Here is a 19,203-nt window from a genome sequence, read left to right as displayed (position 1 = left end):
ATAGGCGGTGGGGAACAGCAGCAGACCGGACCACCCGACAAAAACAAAGCGATCACGCTTCAGCCAGTCATCGAGGACGTCGAACCATCCCCGTGCGGCAGGCGCGCGCCCTAAAGCGATCGTCATGGGTTGAAACGGTGCGGAAATCCCGCTTGGCTTTGGGATACCGGGCGATGGTAACAATGTTCACGGGCAGCGCGAGCAAGCCCGCAACGGGCTGACATTGCCTGTCGCGGCAGGGTTTTTAGGTATTTCTTCCATTTGTTCCCGCCCCCTGCGCCGCAGGCTGGGGTGATCGGCCCGCCGACCCTTCCCCGGCGACGGCCAAGATGACGGTCCATCGCCTCCCCGCCGCCCCCATGGCCCCGGCTTCCCCTTCGGCCGCTCCAGCGCCGCGTCCAGCGGCCAACGACAACGCCCGCGCCTCCCTGCTCGAGCAGACGGTCCAGGGCTCCCGCCGCCTCTCCAACTACCTGGTGGCCTCCGCGGTCAGCCTGGGAGGAGTCGGCTTCCTGCTCACCAGCCTCTCCAGCCGCCTCGGTCTCGACCTGCTGCCCCTGGGCCATCCGGCCGAACTCGAGTGGGTTCCCCAGGGACTGGTGATGGGGGCCTATGGAACCGCCGGCGTGCTGCTGGCCACCTACCTCTGGGCGGTGATCGCACTGGATGTGGGGGCCGGCAGCAACCGCTTCGACAAGGAGAGCAACCTGGCCAGCATCACCCGCCGCGGCTTCCGTCAGAAGATCGACGTGGAGATCCCCCTGCGTGAGGTCCTGGCGGTGAAGGTCGACGTGCGCGACGGCCTCAACCCCCGTCGCCGCCTGGCGCTGCGCCTGCAGGGCCGCCGCGACCTGCCCCTGACCCGGGTGGGAGAGCCCCTGCCCCTGGCCGAGCTCGAGCGCAGCGGCGCCGAACTGGCCCGCTTCCTCAAAGTTCCCCTGGAGGGGGTCTGATCCGATGACGATGCGCCTCAGCCGTCTTCTGCTTCTTGGTGTGCTGCTGCTCACCCCCTTCGGCCTCGGAGCCTGCGCTGCCGATGCCCCCCGCAGTCCCCTGGGCTGCGCGGCCCCTGGAGCGGCCTGCCTGAGCGGCAAGGCCCTGGTGTCACTGAAGACCAGCCGCGGGGATGTGGAGGTGGAGCTGATCGGTGATGCCGCGCCGCTCACGGCCGGAAACTTCGTCGATCTGGTGCGCCGCGGCGCCTACAACAACACCGTGTTCCATCGGGTGGTGAACGAGCCCACCCCGTTCGTGGTGCAGGGGGGCGATCCCCAGAGCGCCGACCCGAAGGTGCCGTCCAACCTCTATGGCACCGGCAGCTTCGTGGATCCGGCCACCGACCAGCCCAGGCTGATCCCCCTGGAACTGGCGATCGAAGGGGAGCCCGAGCCCCGCTACGGCGCCGAGGTGCTGGATCCGGCCGAGAGCCTCCAGCTCAGGCTCAAGCACGACCGCGGGGCCCTGGCCATGGCCCGCTCGGCCGATCCCAATTCCGCCAGCGCGCAGTTCTACATCGCCCTCAAGCCCCTCACCGAGCTCGATGGGCGCTACGCGGTGTTCGGCCGTGTGGTGAAGGGGATGGAGGTGGTCGACAAGATCAAGCAGGGCGACCGCCTGATCAAGGCCACGCTGGTGGAGGGGGGCACCCTGGTGAAGGGCGAGCCCTGAGCTGGGCCGTCTCAGGCGGGCACGCGCTTGTCGGAGGCGGTGACCTTGAGCAGAGCGGTGTTCACGCCCGAGGCCCGCTCCAGGGTCACCTTGCCGGTGCGGGCGATCTCGAGGATGCCGAAGCTCTCGAGAATCTGCTCGAGGGCCACCAGTTTGCCCGGATCGCCCACCACCTCCAGGATCAGGGCGTTGTCGGCCACGTCGACCACCTTGGCGCGGAAGACTTCGACCAGATCGAGAATCGCCGCCCTGTTCTCCGGCGGCGCCGACACCTTCAGGAGCATCAGCTCCCTCTCCACCGCTGGAATACGGGTGAGGTCGATCACATTGAGCACGTTGATCAGCTTGTTCAGCTGCTTGACCATCTGCTCGAGGGTGCGATCGTCGCCCTCCACCACCATGGTGAGCCGGGAGTGGCCGCGCTGCTCGGCCGGCCCCACCGCCAGGCTGTCGATGTTGAAGCCACGGCGGGCGAACAGCCCGGAGATGCGGCTGAGGGCGCCGGATTCGTCCTGCACCAGCACCGAGAGGGTGTGTTTCATGGCCGGGGCGGCGCTCGACGGGGCATCAAGGCCCCAAATTACGTGCCGGCCTCCTGAAGCCCCTCCAGCCAGGGCAGCAGCAGGGCCTCGAAAGCCTCGGGGGCCTCATCGTGGGGGCAATGGCCGACCCCTGCCAGCCTCTCCAGGCGCAGTTCCGGCCGGAGGCTCGCGATCAGCTCCGCCACTTCGATCGGCACCAGGCGGTCGGCCTCGCCCCAGATCAGCAGCAGGGGCTGCACCAGGCGCGCCAGCAGCGCCTCGGCCGTGGCCCCCCGCGGGCGCAGGGCCATGCCGATGCTCATCCCGCGCAGGGCCCAGGCCGCGGTCGGTCGCCGGGCCGGACGGGCGAACAGTCGGCGCAGCTCCCCGTCGCCGAGCACCGGCTGGTTGTAGGCCGACTGCAGACCCAGGTCGAGCAGGGGGGTGCGGGCGATCAGGGGCACCAGCAGCTCCAGGGGCAGCAGCCTGCAGAGCAGGTGCACCACCAGCCGCTGCAGCCGCCGCCGCCAGGGGGGGCGCCGCCGGGGTATGGCCATCACCAGGCTGGGATCCGGCAGGGGCAAGGCGGCCACCGCCCGCACCCACTCTGGGCTGAACACCGCCGCGCTCAGGGCCACCAGCCCCCCCAGGGAGTGACCGAGCAGCACGGCGGGCTGTTGCACCACCTGCTGCAGGAAGGCGGCGCTCTGGCGGGCCCAGAGCCGGTTGTCGAGGTGCAGGGCCGGCTGGTCGGAGCCGCCGAAGCCGATCAGATCCAGGCCGTAGACGCACCAGCCCGCCGCCGCCAGGCCGGCCACATTGTGGCGCCAGTGGCCGCTGCTGGCGGCGAAGCCATGGAGCAGCAGCAGGGGGGGATCGCTGGGGTCACCGAGCACGCGCCAGTGGCAGGCCAGGCCACGCCAGTGCCAGGTGCCGTGCAGGCCCCAGTCGATGCCATCCCCTGCGACAGGCTGGGCTGGAGCTGTCACCACCGGAGCCTGAGCCACGCCGAACGACCCTCACTATTGCGAAGGAGCGGCCCGGCTGCGGCTGGGGGAGGGCTTCTTCCGGGCCGACTCGCGCCCGGCCAGGGATCTGGGGGTGCTGCTGGCCCGCCGGCTGGCGGGCCAGGGGCCCCTGGAGGTGCTGGATCTGATGGCGGGTTGCGGGGTGCGCTCCCTGCGCTATGGCCTCGAGGCCGGAGCTAGTGCGGTCTGGGCCAACGATGCCGACCCGGAGCGGCTGCCGGTGCTGCGCACCAACCTGGAGCCTCTGCGGGGGCGCCTGGCGCTGCGGCTGAGTGCCCTGACCGCCCAGAAGCTCCTGGCCGCCTGCCTGTTGCGCGATCAGCGCTTCGACCTGGTGGACCTCGATGCCTTCGGCTGCCCCGGGGCCCTGGTGCCCCGTGCCCTGGAGGCCGTCCGCTTCGGCGGGGTGCTCTATCTGGCCAGCACCGACGGCCGCTCCCCCACCGGCCATGACCGGACGGCGGCCCTGCGCTCGCTGGGGGCGGCCGCCCGGGCCCATCCGGCCAGCTGGGAGCTGGCCCTGCGCCTTCAGCTCGGGGTCCTGGCCCGTTCCGCCTGGTCCCTGGGCCGGGGCCTGCGGCCACTGCTGAACGTCAGTGATGGCCGCACCTTCCGCACGGCCGTTCAGGTGCTGCGCAGCCCGGAGCTGCTCGAGGAGGACCGGCTCGGCCTGCTGGCCCACTGCCACGGCTGCGGTGATCAGCAGGTGCAGAGCCTGCGGCGTCTGCGCCGCTGGCAGCCCTGCGGCTGCGCCGCCCCGCCGCCCCTGGCGGTGAGCGGTCCGCTCTGGATCGGCCCGCCGCAGGATCCGGCCTGGTTGGAGGGCCTGATCCACCTCGCCGCGGAGGGCCATGTGGGGGAGCAGGCACGGCGGTGGCTCAGCGGCCTGGCCGCCGACAGCGCCGACGGCGCCAGGGTCTGGCCGATGGCGGAGATCGCGCGGCGATCACCCGGTGGCACGGTGCGCCTGCGGCGGCTGGGGGGGCGGGTGCGCCTGGCGGGCTGGAGCGCGAGCGCCAGTGGCGTGATGCCGGGCCAGCTGCGCAGCTCAGCCCCCTGGCGGCAGGTGCTGGAGCTGGCCGCCGCGGGGGATGGGACGCTAGATAGGTAGCCGTTCTCGCCTCGCCCATGGCCTCGGAAATCTTCTTCACGGCTGCGATCTTCTGGGTGCTGATCCCCGTCGGTCTGGTGGGCGGCGCGCTGCTGCTCAAGCTGCAGAAAGACTGAGCCGGCATCCATGGAGCCCGGAGCCTGCCCGGGGCGCGCCGCCGACAGGCGCACCTCTAGGCTCAGCCCCTTCTGATCGGGTGCTTCATGCAGGTTCTGGTCGTTGGCGGCACCGGCACCCTTGGTCGCCAGATTGCCCGCCGTGCCCTCGATCAGGGCCATCAGGTGCGTTGCATGGTGCGCTCACCGCGCAAGGCGGCCTTTCTGCAGGAGTGGGGCTGTGAGCTCACCCGCGGTGATCTGCTCGAGCCCGAAAGCCTTGCCTACGCCCTCGAGGGGCAGGAGGCCATCATCGACGCGGCCACGGCCCGGCCCACCGACAGCGCCGGCATCTACCGGATCGACTGGGACGGCAAGGTCAACCTGCTCCGGGCCTGTGAGAAGGCCGAGGTGAAGCGCGTCGTGTTCGTCTCGTTGCTGGAGGCCGAGCGCCACCGGCAGGTGCCGCTGATGGACATCAAGTACTGCACCGAACAGCTGCTGATCAGCTCCGACCTCGATTACACGATCCTGCGCTGTGTGGCCTTCATGCAGGGGGTGATCGGTCAGTTCGCCATTCCCGTGCTCGAGGGACAGACCGTGTGGGTGAGCGGCACCCCCACCCCGATCGCCTACATGAACACCCAGGACGTGGCCCGCTTCGCCGTGGCGGCCCTCGGCCAGGCCGCCACCGTGCGCCAGGCGTTCCCGGTGGTGGGTCCGAGGGCGTGGAACACCGGGGAGGTCACCCAGCTGTGCGAGCGCTACAGCGGCAAGCCGGCGCGGGTGTTCCGGGTGCGGCCGTTCCTGATCCGGATGATGCAGGGGTTGGCCTCCTTCTTCGAACCCGGCGTGACGGTGGCCGAACGGCTGGCCTTCGCCGAGGTCACCGGTGGCGGGCAGCCGCTGGATGCCCCGATGGAGGAGAGCTACGCGGCCTTCGGGCTGGATGCGGCCGAGACCACCCGCCTGGAGGACTACCTCAAGGAGTACTACGACACGATCCTGCGCCGCTTACGCGAGCTCGATGCCGACCTCGACAAGGAGGGCAAGAAGAAGCTGCCGTTCTGAGCTGCCGGCAGTTCTTTTGTACCATCGGTTGTCGCTTCCGCTCCGGCCATGTCCATTGCCCAGATCAAGAACCTGCAGCGCCGGCTCGCCAATCTGGAGCAGGAGGCCACCGCTGAGCTGAACCGCGCCTGCGGCCATGAGCTCTGGATGAGCCTGGGGTTCGATGCCCTCGACAGCCTCGAGGAGGCCGACCGGCGCGCGAGGGCGAACTACTACTACGGCCAGCTTCAGACCGTGCGCGAACTGCAGCAGGTCATCGGCTGAGCCGGCCGCCTCGCCCCCCGCCAAGTCGGCTCAGGCGCTCCTGCTCGGCGCTGGTCACCGGCCGCCATTGGCCGGGCGCCAGCCCCGCGAGGCTGAGGGGTGGCCCCCCATCCATCAGGTCGATGGCCACGCGCAGCAGCCGCAGGGTGGGCAGCCCCACGGCCGCGGTCATGCGGCGCACCTGGCGGTTGCGACCCTCCCGCAGGCCCAGCTCCAGCCAGGCGGTGGGGATCGAGCGGCGCTGACGAATCGGCGGCATCCGCTCCGGCAGCCCCGGGTCGTCCAGGGCGATGGCCTGGGCCCTGAGGGTGCGCCGGCCCTGCACCATCACCCCCTCCCGCAGCTGCTGCAGCGCCGGTTCAGACGGGGTGCCCTCCACCTGGACCCAGTAGCGGCGCCAGTGGCCCCAGCGGGGGTCGGTGAGCCGTTGCTGCAGCCGTCCATCGCCGGTGAGCAGCAGCAGGCCTTCGCTGTCGGCATCGAGGCGGCCGGCGGCGTAAACCCCGGGCACGGGCACCAGCGGAGCCAGGGTCGACCAGGCGCTGTGCGCTTCCGGGCTGAACTGGCTGAGCACCCCATAGGGCTTGTGCAGCAGCAGGGTGGTCGGGGCCGGCTGTCCCCTGGTTGCAGGATCAGAGCCTGCCATCGCTGCGGCGGGCTTTCCAGAGGTTCACCACCCCGATCGAGATCAGCAACAGGCCCAGATCAAGGGTCAGAGGTGGAACGACCAAGGGGAAACCGGTAAGGCCCCAGACCCTAGGGCTGCAGGGTGCCAATTTAGGGTGGAGTGATGTTTGCATCGAGCCACGGCAGCGCATGATCGAAACCTCGGGAGTGATCGAGAAGGAACAGGGCAACGGGTTCTACCTGGTCACCCTCGATCAGCCCTCCGGGCACCAGTGCCTCTGCCGCGCCGCCGGCAAGCTCACCAAGTTCCGCATCAAGTTGCTCGCCGGCGACAAGGTCCTGGTGGAGATCAGCCCCTACGACCTCACCCGTGGCCGGATCACCTACCGGGAACGCAATGCCGGTGCCACAGGCCCACGGCCCGGCGGCAACCGCCCCGGAGGACCGAGGCGGCGCTGATCCGCTGATCTCCAGGGGCGCCGGGCCGTGTCTCAGCCCACCGGTACGGGCAGGAGTGCTTCGATCGCGGCCTTGAACTCGCTGCGCTGCTTCACGCCACGCCACTGCTGACGCAGCTCCTTGCCGTGGAAGAGCTGCACGGTGGGTGTGCCGTTGACGCCGGCCTGGCTGGCGATCTCCTGCTCGACCTCGATGTCGATCTCCACCCCCTGGGCGCCGCCGTCGAGCTCCTGCAGCACCCGCTTGAGCTGGGGCTTGAGCACGTGGCAGGGGCCGCAGCTGGGGGAGGTGTAGACCACCAGCAGCGGCCTGTCGCTGTCGTGGTAGAGGTTGCGCAGGGCGTAGCCCCCTTTCTGCCAGAGGGCGGCGGGGTCGTAGTTGTCGGCGTCGCTCACGGCGGTGTGGACGGGTTCCCCGCTGGGCTCCGGCTCCACGCTGGTGCGCCTGACCGTGGTGGCCAGGCCGTGGTGGGTGAGCCAGCGCTCGGCGGCCAGGGCCGCCTGACAGCCGCTGCCGGCGGCGGTCACCCCCTGGCGCCACTGGGCGTCGGCCACATCGCCGGCGGCGAACACCCCCTCGAGGCTGGTGTCGGGCTGCCCGGGGGTGGTGACCAGATACCCCTTGGCATCCACGGCCAGCTGATCGCGCACCAGCCGGGTGTTGGGGGTGTGGCCGATGGCATAGAACAGGCCCCGCACCGGTAGTTCCTCGCTGCTGCCGTCGGCGGAATTGCGCAGGGTGAGGGCCTCCAGCCAGCCATTGCCCGAGACGTCAGCCACCTCCCGCTGCCAGTGCACGCTGATGGCGGGGTTGGCGAGCACCCGGTCGGCCATGGCCCCGCTGGCGCGCAGGCTGTCACGGCGCACGATCAGGTGGACGTGACTGCCGTATTTGGTGAGATACACCGCTTCCTCACAGGCGGAATCCCCCCCGCCGACCACCGCCAGCTGCTCGTTGCGGAACTGGGGGGTGGCCCCGTCGCAGATGGCGCAGGCGCTGATCCCCTGGCTCCAGAACTGTTGCTCATGGGGCAGGCCGAGCCGGTTGGCGCTGGCGCCCGTGGCCAGGATCACCGCCTGGGTCTGGATCGTCTGTCCCTCGGCGCTGACCCGGTAGGGGCGCTGCGAGAGATCGATCGCTTCGGCATCGGCCTCCACCAGGCGGGTGCCCCAGCGCACGGCCTGGGCCTTCATGCGGTCCATCAGGTCGGGGCCGAGGATGCCATCGGGGAATCCCGGAAAGTTCTCCACATGGGTGGTGGTCATCAGCTGACCGCCGGGGATGCCGCCGTCCTGGAAGCCGGTGATCAGCACGGGATTGAGGTTGGCCCTGGCCGCATAGATGGCGGCGGTGTAACCGGCGGGGCCGGAGCCCACGATCACCAGGTTCTCCACCGCGGCCACGTCTGCGCGGGGGTCGGCGGAAGCGCTCATCGGATCCAAGGCGGACTGAGTATGAGTTGACCTTAGGTCACGGAGCGTTGAAGAAATGAGACAGGTGTGGGCTGGGGCTCAGCCTTCTTAAGGCTTGCTTTAGATTTGAATCCGGTTTCGGCCCTGGCCTCGCCTCATTCCGCCATGTCCAGTGCGCTCAGCCCGCGTCCCCGGGGCATCAGCAAGGGGTCGAGCAGCTGCGGGTGCAGGTCGTGGCAGAGGATCCATTCGCGGAATTCCTCGGTGATCGCAAAGCTTTCCTCGAAGCGTTCCTGACGGTCGAGTTCAGCGATGCGGGCCATGGCCCAGCTCGCCAGGGCGGTGAGGTGGCGATGGGGAGAGGCCTTGGACATGATCCATCTCCGGGTGCGCACCACGTTGGATGGCCAGTGGCACATCTGTGGTGTGGATTTGGAGATGTTCGCACTCTCTTCGTTTTTCGGGTGTAACCGACGGCACTGAGTCGGCGCCGTTTGCGCGGGGATTCAGGCGGTCCGGCTGTCAAGGAATCCTGGCAATTGGGGTCCGCGCAGGCGAATCACCTCCCCGGCCCCGTCCCGCAGGGCCTCCAGCGGCAGCTGCCCTCCGGGGACGCCGCCTGCGGCCGGCTCGGCGTCCGGCAGGGTTCTGGGCCGGATCACGTAGGGATCGGCCACCGACCAGCTGCGGGCATAGCCCATCAACAGTGGATCAGCCGGCGCATACACATAGGAGGGCCGGCGCGGCACGGGCTCCAGGGCGGCCCGGCCGGGATCGACGCGCACGGCCCGGGTGATCCCCTGCAGGAAGCGGCTGCGGGTCACCACCGTGCTCAGGTAGGCCACCACCCGCAGCCGTGGGGCGTCGAATCCTTCGGCGCACATGTCGATGCTCACCAGCCAGTCGGCCTCCCCAGCCCGGAAGGCCTGCAGGTGCGAGGCCGACTCCGGGTCCTGGGAATGCACCAGCCGCACCCGATCCCCCTCCTCCTCCAGCAGGCTGCTCAGCCCCCTGGCATGGGCGATGTCGCGGGCGATCACCAGACCCCCCGCCTGGGGATGGTCGTCGTCGCGCAGGCGGGCCAGGCGCTTGCGGGCGTTGAGCAGGATCCTCAGGGCGATGCTGCTCCGATCGCCGAGCCGGATGGCGCGGCGCAGGTTGCGGGCCCGCCAGCTCTCGCGCGTCTCCAGCGACAACGGAGAACGTTCCAGGGCGCTTTCCGCCTCGTTCTCGCCATGGCCGTGGTCCACCCAGCCGTCCTGGAAGCGGAACTCCAGCGGCCTGACATCACCCGCCACGATCAAGCGGCGAGGCTCGACGCTGAGGTCGGGCTCGATCTGCTCGATCAGCACCCCGTCCTGCCGCCTGGGGACGCGCCGGGCGGCGCAGAAGGCCAGGTTGTCGGCGCGGAAGGGTGTGCCACTCAATCCCAGCCGCAGGGCGTGCCCGCGGCTGAGTTCGCTGAAGGCATGGCCCCAGGCGGTGGCCTCCGGCTCCTCGGGATCGAGGCCGAGGTGATGCACCTCGTCGGCCACCGTGAGGGCCTGGCCGGGCAGGAAACGAGCCAGCTCCTGCTGCAGCCGCAGCCGGTGCCGGGCGGCGCTCTGGTAGCTGAGCAGCAGTCCCTGGACCTGCTCCGGGGCCAGCGACGGATCCCACTCGCGCAGCTCGATCCCCAGGCTGCGGGCCGAGTCGCGCCACTGGGCGGCGATCGAACTGCGGTGGCAGAACACGAGCAGATGGCTGAGCCGGCCCTCGCGCAGGAGGGCCTGGAAGCCCAGCAGCGCGCCGAAGGTCTTGCCCGCCCCGGGGCCGGCATGGACCAGCACGTCCTGGCCGTCGGGGCCCGGGACCTCCAGGCGACGGCGCAGCAGCTGGATCAGCTGCGACTGCCACTGGCGCGGCCGCAGCCGCAGGCCGGGGCCGTACAGATCAAAGGAGGGTCTGCCGCTGGCGGTGGTGTCCATGGCAGCGGCGACCGCAGAGGTGGCGTCATTGTGCGTGCACTCCAGCGAAGATGAGTGTTTGTGATCAGGGCACCCGCCGGGATTGTCCCTAACTTCCGGACATCTCATCTGTCCTCGCCCCCTTTCACCGTTGGACAACCCGCGACCCACCAGCCGATTCCAGCCCGGGTCCCGTGACCATCTGGAGGACTGCTACGGCCAGGAGTGCGACATCGATCCCCTGATCCTGCGGGTGCGCCAGCTGCGCCATCGGGGGGAGTATCCCCAGGCCCGTTGCCTAGAACAGGAACTGTTGCCCCTGCTCTGAGTTCCGTGCCCTCCACGTCCATCTCCACCGGCTCGGCCGCCGGGCCGGCGCCCTGCCTGGCCGTGAGCGGTGCTTCCGGCAAGACCGGCTGGCGTGTCGTCGAGGAGGCACTGGGCAGGGGGTACCGGGTGAAGGCCCTGTTGCGACCGGGATCCGAGGTTCCCGAGGGGCTGCAGGGGGCGGAGCTGATCCGCCTGGAGCTGACTGATCAGGCGGCCCTGGAGCGGGCCCTGGAGGGCACCGTGGCTCTGGTGATCGCCACCGGTGCCCGCCCTTCGGTGGATCTGGCCGGCCCCCTGAAGGTGGATGCGCTGGCGATCCGCCAGCAGTGTGCCGCCTGCCGCGCGGCCGGGGTGAAGCGGGTGGTGCTGGTCAGCTCGCTCTGCAGCGGCCGCTGGTTCCACCCGCTCAACCTCTTCGGGCTGATCCTGGTCTGGAAACGGGTGGGGGAGCGCTGGCTGGAGGCCAGCGGCCTCGACTGGACCGTGGTGCGCCCCGGTGGCCTCAAGGAGACGGAGGACGACCTCGACGCCCAGGGCATCCGCTACAGCGGGCCTGACCAGCAGGAGAGCAACAGCATTCCCCGCCGGCTGGTGGCCCGGGTCTGCCTGGAGGCGCTCGATGCGCCGGCCTCGATCGGCCGGATCATCGAGGTCACCAGCGCCGCCGGTGTGGAGCCCCTCTCCCTGGAGCAGTGGCTGGCCAGGCAGCCCCAGCCGGCGTGAGCTCCGGGGCCCTGCTGGAGCGGCTGGGGCTGGAGCCGTTCCGGCCCCGCCCGCCCTGGTGGGGCCCCGATCTGCAGACCCTGCGCGACACGCTCCGCCCGGATGTGCTGCCCCAGCGCCCGGGCACACGCCTGGAACTGCCCCTTGGGCCCTCCAGCCAGGGGACAGGCGGCTCGCTGCTGGCCTGGCTCGATCCGCCCGCCCCGGAGGCGGGCTGCGGCAGGCCCAGGGCCCTGGTGGTGCTGCTGCACGGTCTGGGCGGCTCCAGCCAGGCGGAGGGGGTGCGGCGGCTGGGCTGGTGCCTGAACCGGGCCGGCCTGGCGGTGCTGCGCCTGAACATGCGCGGAGCAGGCGAAGGCCGGGCCCTGGCCAGCGGCACCTATGCAGCCCGCTGCAGCACGGATCTGGCGCCGGCCCTGGAGGAGGCCCGGCAGCTGGCTGCTGGTGGCCCCTTGCTGGCCGTCGGGCTCTCCCTGGGGGGGACGGTGCTGCTCAACGCGGTGCTGGATGGGGTGGCGGAGCTGGAGGGCCTGGTGCTGGTGAGCAGTCCGCTCGATCTGGCCCACTGCTCCGCCACCATCTCCAGCCCGCGCAACCGCTTCTATGAGCGCTGGCTGCTGGAGCGCCTGCGCCGGCAGACCCTCAACGATGCTCCCCAGCCCAGTGAGGAGCTGAGCCAGCGCCTGCGCCGGGTGGCCAGCATCCGGGCCTTCGATGCCCTGATCACGGCGCCCCGCTGGGGCTACCCCAGCGCGGAGGCCTACTACCGGCAGGCCAGCCCCCTGCCGCGGCTGCTGGCGCCGGAGCCCGGGCAGGCCGCTCTGCCCCCCACCCTGGTGGTGCAGGCCCTGGATGATCCCTGGGTGCCAGCCGCTGGCGCCCAGGCCCTGCGACCGCCCCTGGAGGTGGTGCTCAGCCCCGGCGGCGGCCACAACGGCTTCCATGGCCCCGGGGGCTGCTGGTCGGATCAGCTGGTGCTGCGCTGGCTGGAGCAGCGGCTGGGGTCGAGGTCGTAGTGGGCCACGATCCACTCCTCGATTGGCCGCCCGCCGATCAGGTGGTCCTCCACGATCCGCTCGATCCGCTCCGGGCTCACGCCGCCGTAGGCGATCCCCTCCGGCCAGATCAGCAGAATCGGTCCGCCGGAGCAGATGCGCAGGCAGTCGGCCTTGGTGCGCAGCACCAGCCCCTCGGGGCGATCGGGCTGCTCCAGGCCCCGCGCCTTGATCAGCTGCTTGAGCCGGCTCCAGCTGGCTGCTCCCAGCTGCGGATCGCCGCAGAGGGGCTTGGTGGGGGTGGCGCAGAGCAGCAGATGACGCTGAACCTTCATGGCTGGATCGTCAGGCCGTCAGCAGGGTGGGCGAGGGGGTGGCGGCCAGCTCGCTGGTGGCCCGCCGGGCCCAGGCATCGATGGCCAGCACGTCGTCGAGGCTGGGGTTCTGCTGCAGATCGGGGCCGTGCCGCTCGCAGACGGCCTCGATCAGGCGGGGGATGTCGAGGAAGGTGATCCGCTCCTCGAGGAAGAGGGCCACGGCCTGTTCATTGGCGGCGTTGAGCACCGCCGGCATGGTGCCGCCGGCGCGACCGGCGGCGTAGGCCAGCCCCATGCAGGGGTACTTGGCCTGATCAGGCGCTCGGAAGGTGAGCTGGCCCACCTCGGTGAGATCGAGCCGACGCCAGGGGGTCTCGAGCCGCTCGGGCCAGCTGAGGCAGTAGAGCAGCGGCAGGCGCATGTCGGGCCAGCCCAGCTGGGCCAGCACCGAGCTGTCGGCCAGCTCCACCATCGAGTGGATGATGCTCTGGGGATGGATGACGATCTCGATGTGGTCGTAGTCGAGCCCGAACAGGTAGTGGGCTTCGATCACCTCCAGGCCCTTGTTCATCAAGGTGGCCGAATCCACCGTGATCTTGCGCCCCATGCTCCAGTTGGGATGGCTGGTGGCATCGGCCACGGTGGCCTTGGCCAGGTCGGCGGCGGGCCAGTCGCGGAAGGCACCGCCCGAGGCGGTGAGCTGGATGCGCCGCAGCCCCGGGGTGGGCACGCCGGTGGAGAGGCGGGCGGTGTCGGCCCAGGGGGTGCCCTGCAGGCACTGGAACAGGGCGGAGTGCTCGGAGTCGGCCGGCAGCAGCCGGCTGCCGCTGGCCTGCAGCGCCGGCAGCACCACCGGTCCGGCGGCGATCAGGGTTTCCTTGTTGGCCAGGGCCAGGTCCTTGCCGGCCCTGATGGCGGCGAGGGTGGGCAGCAGGCCGGCGCAGCCCACGATGCCGGTTACCACGAGCTCGGCGCTGCACCAGGCGGCGGCGGCGCAGAGCCCTTCGCCACCGCCCAGAAGCTCAGGCTGGCGCAGCGGGCGCTGGGAGGGATCCAGCGCCTCCAGACGACGACGCAACTCCGGCACGTCCTCGGCGTCGGCCAGGGCCACCACCTCGGGCGCATGGCGACGGATCTGATCGATCAGCAGGTCGAGATTGCGCCCCGCCGTGAGCGCCACCACCCGGAAGCGTTCGGGGAACTCCTCCACGATCGCCAGGGTCTGGGTGCCGATCGACCCTGTGGAGCCGAGCACGCTGATCGCTTTCACCAGGCCATCCCTGCGACGGGCGCCAGTCTCCCACCGATCCCAGCGGCTCGGGCACACTGGCTCGCAGGTGATCCACTTCTCCTCTGGCGGCCGCGATGCTCTGGCTCAAGCGTTGGAATTTCATCGAGCGGGCGCGGCTGGAGCGGGAGCTCTGGGATGCCTTCGAGGCCGGTGACGACATCGAGGAGAAGCTGGAGCAACTGCGCAGCTCCCTGGACGAAGCTCCCTCAGGCACGCCGGCAGCGGCGGACAGCCGTTTCAGGCTGGAGGTGTGGGAGACCACCCGGGTCCGGATTCGCCGGATCGAAACGCTGATGCGTGATCAGGCTCCCCGCTGAGGTCAGCGCCGGATCCAGTCGGTGCTGCCGTCGGGGCGATCGATCAGCTCGATGCCCTCGGAGCGCAACCGGTCGCGGATGGCATCGGCATCGGGGTAGCGCTTCTCCTGCCGGGCGGTCAGCCGCTCGCTGATCAGGGCCTGAATCTGGCCAGGATCCGGTCCGTCGCCCGTTCCTGTTTGGGCCCCGGAGCCGGCCTCCTGCCTGAGGCCCAGTACGCCGCAGAGATCGCGCAGCACCTGCCAGCGCCCCTGCAGGCCTCGGTCCTCGTCGCTGGGCGCCGATCCCCGCTCCAGCCGCCGGGCCAGGGCCCGCAGGGGGCGGCCCAGCTCGAAGAGCACCGCAAGGGCCGCCGAGGTGTTGAGGTCATCGTCCATGGCCGCGATGAAGGCGCCGCGGGCGCTCTGCAGGGCGGCATCCAGCTCGGGGGCTTCGGCGTCGGCGTCGGTGTCGGCGTCGTGCCAGGTGAGGGCCTCACGCAGGCTGGGCTTCTGCCCGAGCGCGAGGGCCTCGTTGAGGCCGTGCCAGCCGGCGGCGGCGGCTTCGAGGGCTTCGGCTGTGAAATCCAGGGGCTTGCGGTAGTGGGCCTGGAGCACGAAGAAGCGCAGCGTCATGGCCGACACGCCGCTGGCGAGCAGGGCACGGATCGTGGTGAAGTTGCCGAGGGATTTCGACATCTTCTCCCCATCCACATTCACCATGCCGTTGTGCAGCCAGTAATGGGCCAGGGGTTCACCGTTGGCCGCTTCAGACTGAGCGATTTCATTCTCATGGTGGGGGAAGATCAGGTCTGATCCGCCCAGGTGAATGTCGATGGTGGTGCCCAGTTCCTGACGCACCATCGCCGAGCATTCGATGTGCCAGCCGGGCCGACCCGGACCCCAGGGTGAGGGGAAGCTGGGCTCTCCTGGTTTGACCCCTTTCCAGAGGGCGAAATCGAAGGGATGACGCTTGCGGGTTTCCTCCTCGCTGTTGAGCCGGCCGCTGGCCCCCTCCTGCTGCTCGCTGAGGCTGCGACCACTCAATTTGCCGTAATCAGGCCGGCCCAGCACAGCGAAATAGACATCGCCATCGGCGGAATAGGCGGCGCCCGAGCCCTCCAGTTCGCCGATCATGGCGCGAATGCCCTCGAGGCATTGGGTGGCGCGGGGAACCTTGTCGGGCGGGAGAATGTTGAGGGCGGCCATGTCATCACGGAAGGCCGTGATGTTGCGTTCACTCACCTCTTCCATCGACGTGTCCTCTTCGGCGGCTCGCCTGAGGATCTTGTCGTCGATGTCGGTGATGTTCTGAACGAAGGTGACCCGATAACCGCTCCAGATCAGGTAGCGGCGCAGCACATCCCAGACGATGTAACTGCGGGCATGGCCCAGGTGGCAGAGGTCGTAGACCGTGACCCCGCAGCAATAGATCGAAACCTCACCTGGAACCAGAGGCTGAAACGCCTCAGTGCGCCGGGTGAGGGTGTTGGTGAGCCGCAGGGTCAAGGTGGGCCGGCGCAGAGTGAGGGCACCGTAAGGGGTCAGGCAAAAGCCCTTCCCTCAGCCGATCACCAGAGACCGCGGACGGGAACTTCCTCGAACACGGGTGCGGGGCGTGCCACCTGGTAGGTGCAGGCGGGGTCGGAGGTTCTGAATCCCTGGGCCACGAGGGGATCCTTGATCACGCTGGCCTGGGTGATCGTGGCCGTGACGGCGCTGAGGGTGCGGGGCTTCAGGCAGGTGGGCAGGTCGGCAAGATCGGCGGCGAAGGCTGGGGTTGCCAGGGTGCCGAATGCCAGTGCACCGGTGGTGAGAAACCTGACCATGGTGGAGGAGCGTGGGGGACTGAGAGGATTGTAATCGGGATGCGTGGAGGTGAACCCGACATGGAGTGAGCGGCACATCTTCGCTGGCCTCAACGGGCGCAAGCCTCAACGGGAGACGTTGTTGCTGCCGCCACCACCACCGCCGCCGCTGAAGCAGCCAGCCGCCGCACAGATGCCGACGCCCAGACCGAGGCCCACAGGGATCACCCACCAGGGGAAGGGGTTGTTGGCGGCAGGCGGAATCAAGCCGCAGGGAGTGGTTTTTCTGGCCATGCTGGTGGCCGCCTTGGCCAATTGGAAGCAGCAGGGCGTCAGGCGTTGGGGCAGAGCAGCGGGCCCATCGGGCAACAGGGCACAGAGTGTCTCACCGTCGCGCAGTTCGCGGTCGTGTTTGATCGTGAGGGTGAGACGATCCTCGGAAATCGTGACGTTGGGAGAATTCAGGGGGATGGACTCCACTTCCTCGCCGTTGGCGCCATCACCTGAATTGGCGCTGCGCCGGCGGATGGAAATGTTGCCGGTGAGGTCGAGGGGCAGGGGACTGGCGTAGCGGATCTCGAAGTCCTCGTCGCCGGAGAGGAGATAGGTGACATCCCTCGACTCCTGATCGCTCAGCTCGGCCTGGCTGAGCAGCTGACTGTCACTGGCCAGGGATGGAGGCGCCGCTGTGGTGGGCGTGCGCTGAAGCCCGGGAATGGCGGTGACTCCATCGCCATTCACCCGCACCAGATTGACGGAGGCGCCGGGAAAGGCCCGAACAGGCAGGGTGCTGACCGTGAAAGCGGAGAGAACAGCCAGAGACAAAGCTGAGCGCATGCACGGCATCCCAATGCAAGAAATCACCCGGACATTATGTGTGCTGCTGGACGATCTGGCAGTGATGATCAAGACACACTTTCAGAAAAACCCCTGAGCTGAGCCTGACGGGCTCGACTCAGGGGTCCATGGGCCTCAGCCCAGGGGAAGGATCAGCGGGACACGGGATTGTCGCCACCGCCACCGCCACCACCGCCGCCACCGTCAAAGCAGCCTGCGATGGCACAGATGCCGACGCCAAGACCAAGGCCCACGGGAATGATCCACCAGGGGAAAGGACTACCGGCCGGCTCCACATAGGCGGCTGCTTTGGCCACGGTGAAGCAACAGGGGGTGGTGCGGGTGGGCAGGGTGTTGGGCCCATCAGGAAGAAGGGCACAGATCACCTCACCATCGGTGATGGTGGTTTCCGGATCGATCGTGATGGTGCGGCGGTCGCTGGAGTAGCTGACCCGATCGGAGTTGAGGAAGATGCGCTCCACCTCTTCACCGGTGGATTTGTTGCGAACCGAGATGTAATCACCCTCTCCGAACCGAGGCAGGGGGCTCTGGTACTTGATTTCGAGGTCTTCGGTGCCGGTGAGCAGGGTGCTGACGTCGGAGTCCGTCTGGCTGTCACCCGAAGCCTGGCTGATCAGTTCGACCGTTCCCGGCGCCGAGGGGGGCACCTGGACTGCAGGGGGCTGAAGACCTGGCAGGGCGGTGACGCCATCACCGTTGACGCGCACGAGGTTGACACTGGCTCCGGGGAAAGCCCGAACGGGCAGAGCGCTGACGGAGAATGCCGTGGCCGTGGCCAGAGCCAGAGGAACGGTGAAACGCATGCGGAGGTGGTTCCAGAAACCGAATGGAACTGAATGTAGGGGTAACGGAGAAGTGCGGCAGGATCTGGTCACAAACCAGATCTGAAACTGTCTACAGCTGACAACTTGCGCTGATTGTGCAGTCTCTGCGTTTTCGTGATCAGAACGACATGGTCAGCCTGCCGTAGTAACGGGGTTCGCAGGGATCGGTGGTGCAGAGCCCTTCGATATAGCTGGGGGTGTTGCCGAGGAAGTCAGTGGCGTAGAGGGAAAAGGTGAGAGGAATGTTCTTGACCGGACGCACGGAGAGGCCGGCGCCGATGCCGAATCCGAACCACTCGTAGCCGATCGACACCTGGCTGCCCAGGTGCAGGCTGAGGGCGCCGATCGGTCCCCAGAAGCAGTCGGTGCCCTGGGGGTAGTTGAGGCTGCTGACGTTGTTGCCGCTCAGGCAGTTGGTGGATCCCAGGGTGCCGTTGCCGGCGTAGCCGTAGAAGTCGGAGCCGATGCCGGCGGTGGCCACGAGCAGGATCGGACTCTCACCGCGGCTGAGGGGAAAGGCCTGGGACATCACCAGGTAGAAGTTGCGGCCCAGGTCGGTGGTGTCGTCGAGCTGGATGATGTGTTCACCACCGAAGGCCAGCCCCGTGGTGGGGGTGAGGTTGATGGCCGTGCGGAAGCCGATGCTCTGGCCGGCGAACTGGCCGGTGCCTCGGTTGCGGCTGGTCAGACTCTGAATGGTGTATTGGAAGCCGAGGCTGGCGTACTCCCCCTTGAAGGGCGTGATGTCGAGGTAGGCCTCGGAGTCGGCGCAGTCGACCCAGTTACCGCCGTCGGGCACCCGGCAGGAGCGGGTGCGGCTGGTGCCGGTGAGGGTGGTGGAGACGGTGAATTCCTTGTCCTGGGCGAAGCCGTTGGGAACGTTCAGACCCGTGTCGGGGTAGGGGTTGCCGTTGACGGTGATGCCCCGGGCCAGGCCACGCACCTTGGGCCAGATCGGCGGGGGCTGCTCGGGAAGGTAGGGAGGTTCGGGCCTGGGATCGCCGCTGGCCAGGGCCACCGAGGCATCGAGGATCTGATCCTCAGGCACCAGGTACCAGCGCAGGGTGGTTTCCCGGGCCAGCATCTGGCCGAACACGCCGGCTTCAGGATTGGCTTGTGGGGCAGGAGGCGTGAAGGCCAGGTTGCCGTCATTGAAGGGAACCAGTTCCCAGGTGAGACCTCGCTCGGGCCTGGCCGCGATGGCCGCTGCTGGAGCGCTGGGCAGGGGCGGCGGCGGCTGCAGGGCTGGCGGGTTGGGCGGAACCGCTTCCCAGGTGAGGGTTCCTGGCCGGGGAGCAGACGCAGGAGCAGGAGCAGGTTCAGGCGCCTGGGCCCGCAGGCTGGGCACCGGCGGTGGCGGTTGCCTGGGGACGACCACCACCGGAGGGGGTGGGGTGGGCAGCTCCCAGACCAGGGACTGTGCCTGGGCTGCTGGGCCAGCCACCACGCCGATCGAGGTGAGCAGGCTGAGCCAGGGAGTGACGCTGGATCCAGACAGCCTGGCGGACACGTCGAAGGCGGCTGAGGACAGGTGGCAACAATTTATCCGTGATGGCCAGC

Annotated in this window: 24 protein-coding genes and 1 pseudogene; 11 read left to right on the top strand and 14 right to left on the bottom strand. The window is 69.2% G+C overall.

Going from position 1 to position 19,203, the window contains the following annotated elements; translation table 11 throughout:
* Nucleotides 1–126 (bottom strand): annotated as a pseudogene (locus tag FPZ61_RS13600) (photosystem II D2 protein (photosystem q(a) protein)); the annotation flags it as partial.
* Between the two features lie 233 nt (nucleotides 127–359).
* Here FPZ61_RS13600 and FPZ61_RS13595 point away from each other — a divergent pair.
* Entirely contained in the window at nucleotides 360–953 is a 594-nt protein-coding gene (locus FPZ61_RS13595; protein ID WP_185467084.1) for a photosystem I assembly protein Ycf4, read from the top strand.
* Nucleotides 954–957: 4 nt separating this feature from the next.
* Nucleotides 958–1,668, top strand: a complete 711-nt coding sequence (locus FPZ61_RS13590; protein WP_185467085.1) for a peptidylprolyl isomerase — start codon at nucleotides 958–960, stop codon at nucleotides 1,666–1,668.
* A gap of 11 nt (nucleotides 1,669–1,679) precedes the next feature.
* On the opposite strand, the gene ilvN is transcribed toward FPZ61_RS13590, so the two are convergent.
* Together ilvN and FPZ61_RS13580 are read right to left on the bottom strand one after the other, a co-directional pair.
* Nucleotides 1,680–2,210 carry an acetolactate synthase small subunit gene (gene ilvN / locus FPZ61_RS13585; RefSeq protein WP_185467086.1) on the bottom strand — a complete coding sequence of 177 codons (531 nt, stop codon included), beginning with the start codon at nucleotides 2,208–2,210 and terminating at the stop codon, nucleotides 1,680–1,682.
* Nucleotides 2,211–2,248: 38 nt separating this feature from the next.
* On the bottom strand, nucleotides 2,249–3,196 hold the full coding sequence (locus FPZ61_RS13580) for an alpha/beta fold hydrolase (protein WP_370594291.1): 948 nt from the start codon (nucleotides 3,194–3,196) through the stop codon (nucleotides 2,249–2,251).
* A 37-nt stretch (nucleotides 3,197–3,233) separates the two neighbouring features.
* Between FPZ61_RS13580 and FPZ61_RS13575 the strand changes: the two genes are divergently transcribed.
* The 4 genes from FPZ61_RS13575 (at nucleotide 3,234) to FPZ61_RS13560 (ending at nucleotide 5,758) form a co-directional block, all read left to right on the top strand.
* The gene (locus tag FPZ61_RS13575) at nucleotides 3,234–4,328 is read left to right on the top strand and encodes a N2,N2-dimethylguanosine tRNA methyltransferase (RefSeq protein ID WP_185474864.1); all 1,095 of its coding nucleotides are present in this window, start codon (nucleotides 3,234–3,236) and stop codon (nucleotides 4,326–4,328) included.
* 17 nt (nucleotides 4,329–4,345) lie between these two features.
* Complete coding sequence (gene petM, locus FPZ61_RS13570) at nucleotides 4,346–4,444, top strand: cytochrome b6-f complex subunit PetM (protein ID WP_094556680.1); 99 nt, start codon at nucleotides 4,346–4,348, stop codon at nucleotides 4,442–4,444.
* Nucleotides 4,445–4,531: 87 nt separating this feature from the next.
* Entirely contained in the window at nucleotides 4,532–5,494 is a 963-nt protein-coding gene (locus FPZ61_RS13565) for an NAD(P)H-binding protein (protein WP_185467087.1), read from the top strand.
* Nucleotides 5,495–5,542: 48 nt separating this feature from the next.
* Complete coding sequence (locus tag FPZ61_RS13560; protein WP_185467088.1) at nucleotides 5,543–5,758, top strand: hypothetical protein; 216 nt, start codon at nucleotides 5,543–5,545, stop codon at nucleotides 5,756–5,758.
* On the opposite strand, the gene FPZ61_RS13555 is transcribed toward FPZ61_RS13560, so the two are convergent.
* Nucleotides 5,748–6,404: a pseudouridine synthase gene (locus tag FPZ61_RS13555; protein WP_185467089.1), complete on the bottom strand. Its 657-nt coding sequence runs from the start codon at nucleotides 6,402–6,404 to the stop codon at nucleotides 5,748–5,750. The genes FPZ61_RS13560 and FPZ61_RS13555 overlap by 11 nt on opposite strands.
* 170 nt (nucleotides 6,405–6,574) lie before the next feature.
* Between FPZ61_RS13555 and infA the strand changes: the two genes are divergently transcribed.
* A complete protein-coding gene (gene infA / locus FPZ61_RS13550) occupies nucleotides 6,575–6,844 on the top strand; it encodes a translation initiation factor IF-1 (protein WP_006171764.1) in 270 nt (89 codons plus the stop codon).
* Between the two features lie 32 nt (nucleotides 6,845–6,876).
* On the opposite strand, the gene trxB is transcribed toward infA, so the two are convergent.
* The 3 genes from trxB to FPZ61_RS13535 form a co-directional block, all read right to left on the bottom strand.
* Nucleotides 6,877–8,277 (bottom strand): thioredoxin-disulfide reductase, encoded by a 1,401-nt coding sequence (trxB, locus tag FPZ61_RS13545; RefSeq protein ID WP_185467090.1) that lies wholly within the window; start codon nucleotides 8,275–8,277, stop codon nucleotides 6,877–6,879.
* Between the two features lie 134 nt (nucleotides 8,278–8,411).
* A complete protein-coding gene (locus FPZ61_RS13540; RefSeq protein WP_185467091.1) occupies nucleotides 8,412–8,630 on the bottom strand; it encodes a hypothetical protein in 219 nt (72 codons plus the stop codon).
* Between the two features lie 132 nt (nucleotides 8,631–8,762).
* Entirely contained in the window at nucleotides 8,763–10,223 is a 1,461-nt protein-coding gene (locus FPZ61_RS13535; RefSeq protein WP_185467092.1) for a DEAD/DEAH box helicase, read from the bottom strand.
* 130 nt (nucleotides 10,224–10,353) lie between these two features.
* Here FPZ61_RS13535 and FPZ61_RS13530 point away from each other — a divergent pair, with 130 nt between their 5' ends.
* Genes FPZ61_RS13530 through FPZ61_RS13520 form a run of 3 tightly spaced genes read left to right on the top strand, consistent with a single transcriptional unit; the run spans nucleotide 10,354 to nucleotide 12,271 of the window.
* Entirely contained in the window at nucleotides 10,354–10,530 is a 177-nt protein-coding gene (locus FPZ61_RS13530; protein ID WP_185467093.1) for a hypothetical protein, read from the top strand.
* Nucleotides 10,531–10,535: 5 nt separating this feature from the next.
* Nucleotides 10,536–11,255: an SDR family oxidoreductase gene (locus FPZ61_RS13525; protein ID WP_370593464.1), complete on the top strand. Its 720-nt coding sequence runs from the start codon at nucleotides 10,536–10,538 to the stop codon at nucleotides 11,253–11,255.
* On the top strand, nucleotides 11,252–12,271 hold the full coding sequence (locus FPZ61_RS13520) for an alpha/beta fold hydrolase (RefSeq protein WP_185467094.1): 1,020 nt from the start codon (nucleotides 11,252–11,254) through the stop codon (nucleotides 12,269–12,271). Before FPZ61_RS13525 ends, FPZ61_RS13520 begins: the two co-directional genes overlap by 4 nt.
* On the opposite strand, the gene FPZ61_RS13515 is transcribed toward FPZ61_RS13520, so the two are convergent.
* Both FPZ61_RS13515 and FPZ61_RS13510 read right to left on the bottom strand, forming a co-directional pair.
* On the bottom strand, nucleotides 12,223–12,585 hold the full coding sequence (locus FPZ61_RS13515) for a ferredoxin (RefSeq protein WP_185467095.1): 363 nt from the start codon (nucleotides 12,583–12,585) through the stop codon (nucleotides 12,223–12,225). The genes FPZ61_RS13520 and FPZ61_RS13515 overlap by 49 nt on opposite strands.
* A gap of 10 nt (nucleotides 12,586–12,595) precedes the next feature.
* A complete protein-coding gene (locus FPZ61_RS13510) occupies nucleotides 12,596–13,837 on the bottom strand; it encodes a 1-deoxy-D-xylulose-5-phosphate reductoisomerase (protein ID WP_185467096.1) in 1,242 nt (413 codons plus the stop codon).
* A gap of 95 nt (nucleotides 13,838–13,932) precedes the next feature.
* On the opposite strand from FPZ61_RS13510, the gene FPZ61_RS13505 reads away from it, so the two are divergent.
* Nucleotides 13,933–14,175 (top strand): hypothetical protein, encoded by a 243-nt coding sequence (locus tag FPZ61_RS13505; protein ID WP_185467097.1) that lies wholly within the window; start codon nucleotides 13,933–13,935, stop codon nucleotides 14,173–14,175.
* Nucleotides 14,176–14,177: 2 nt separating this feature from the next.
* Here the strand turns inward: FPZ61_RS13505 and cysS are convergent, their stop codons facing one another.
* From cysS to FPZ61_RS13480, 5 genes are all read right to left on the bottom strand, one after another.
* Nucleotides 14,178–15,662 carry a cysteine--tRNA ligase gene (gene cysS / locus FPZ61_RS13500; protein WP_185474863.1) on the bottom strand — a complete coding sequence of 495 codons (1,485 nt, stop codon included), beginning with the start codon at nucleotides 15,660–15,662 and terminating at the stop codon, nucleotides 14,178–14,180.
* A 62-nt stretch (nucleotides 15,663–15,724) separates the two neighbouring features.
* Nucleotides 15,725–15,982 (bottom strand): hypothetical protein, encoded by a 258-nt coding sequence (locus FPZ61_RS13495; RefSeq protein ID WP_185467099.1) that lies wholly within the window; start codon nucleotides 15,980–15,982, stop codon nucleotides 15,725–15,727.
* Nucleotides 15,983–16,087: 105 nt separating this feature from the next.
* Nucleotides 16,088–16,798 carry a hypothetical protein gene (locus FPZ61_RS13490; RefSeq protein ID WP_185467100.1) on the bottom strand — a complete coding sequence of 237 codons (711 nt, stop codon included), beginning with the start codon at nucleotides 16,796–16,798 and terminating at the stop codon, nucleotides 16,088–16,090.
* A 152-nt stretch (nucleotides 16,799–16,950) separates the two neighbouring features.
* Entirely contained in the window at nucleotides 16,951–17,622 is a 672-nt protein-coding gene (locus FPZ61_RS13485) for a hypothetical protein (RefSeq protein ID WP_185467101.1), read from the bottom strand.
* Between the two features lie 139 nt (nucleotides 17,623–17,761).
* A complete protein-coding gene (locus FPZ61_RS13480) occupies nucleotides 17,762–19,153 on the bottom strand; it encodes a hypothetical protein (RefSeq protein WP_185467102.1) in 1,392 nt (463 codons plus the stop codon).
* Between the last annotated feature and the right edge of the window lie 50 nt (nucleotides 19,154–19,203).

Source organism: Synechococcus sp. BSA11S (genome assembly GCF_014224355.1).
Classification (GTDB): Bacteria; Cyanobacteriota; Cyanobacteriia; order PCC-6307; family Cyanobiaceae; genus Regnicoccus_A.
Note: the sequence above shows the minus strand (reverse complement) of the source record. Positions and strands in the feature narration are given on the sequence as shown.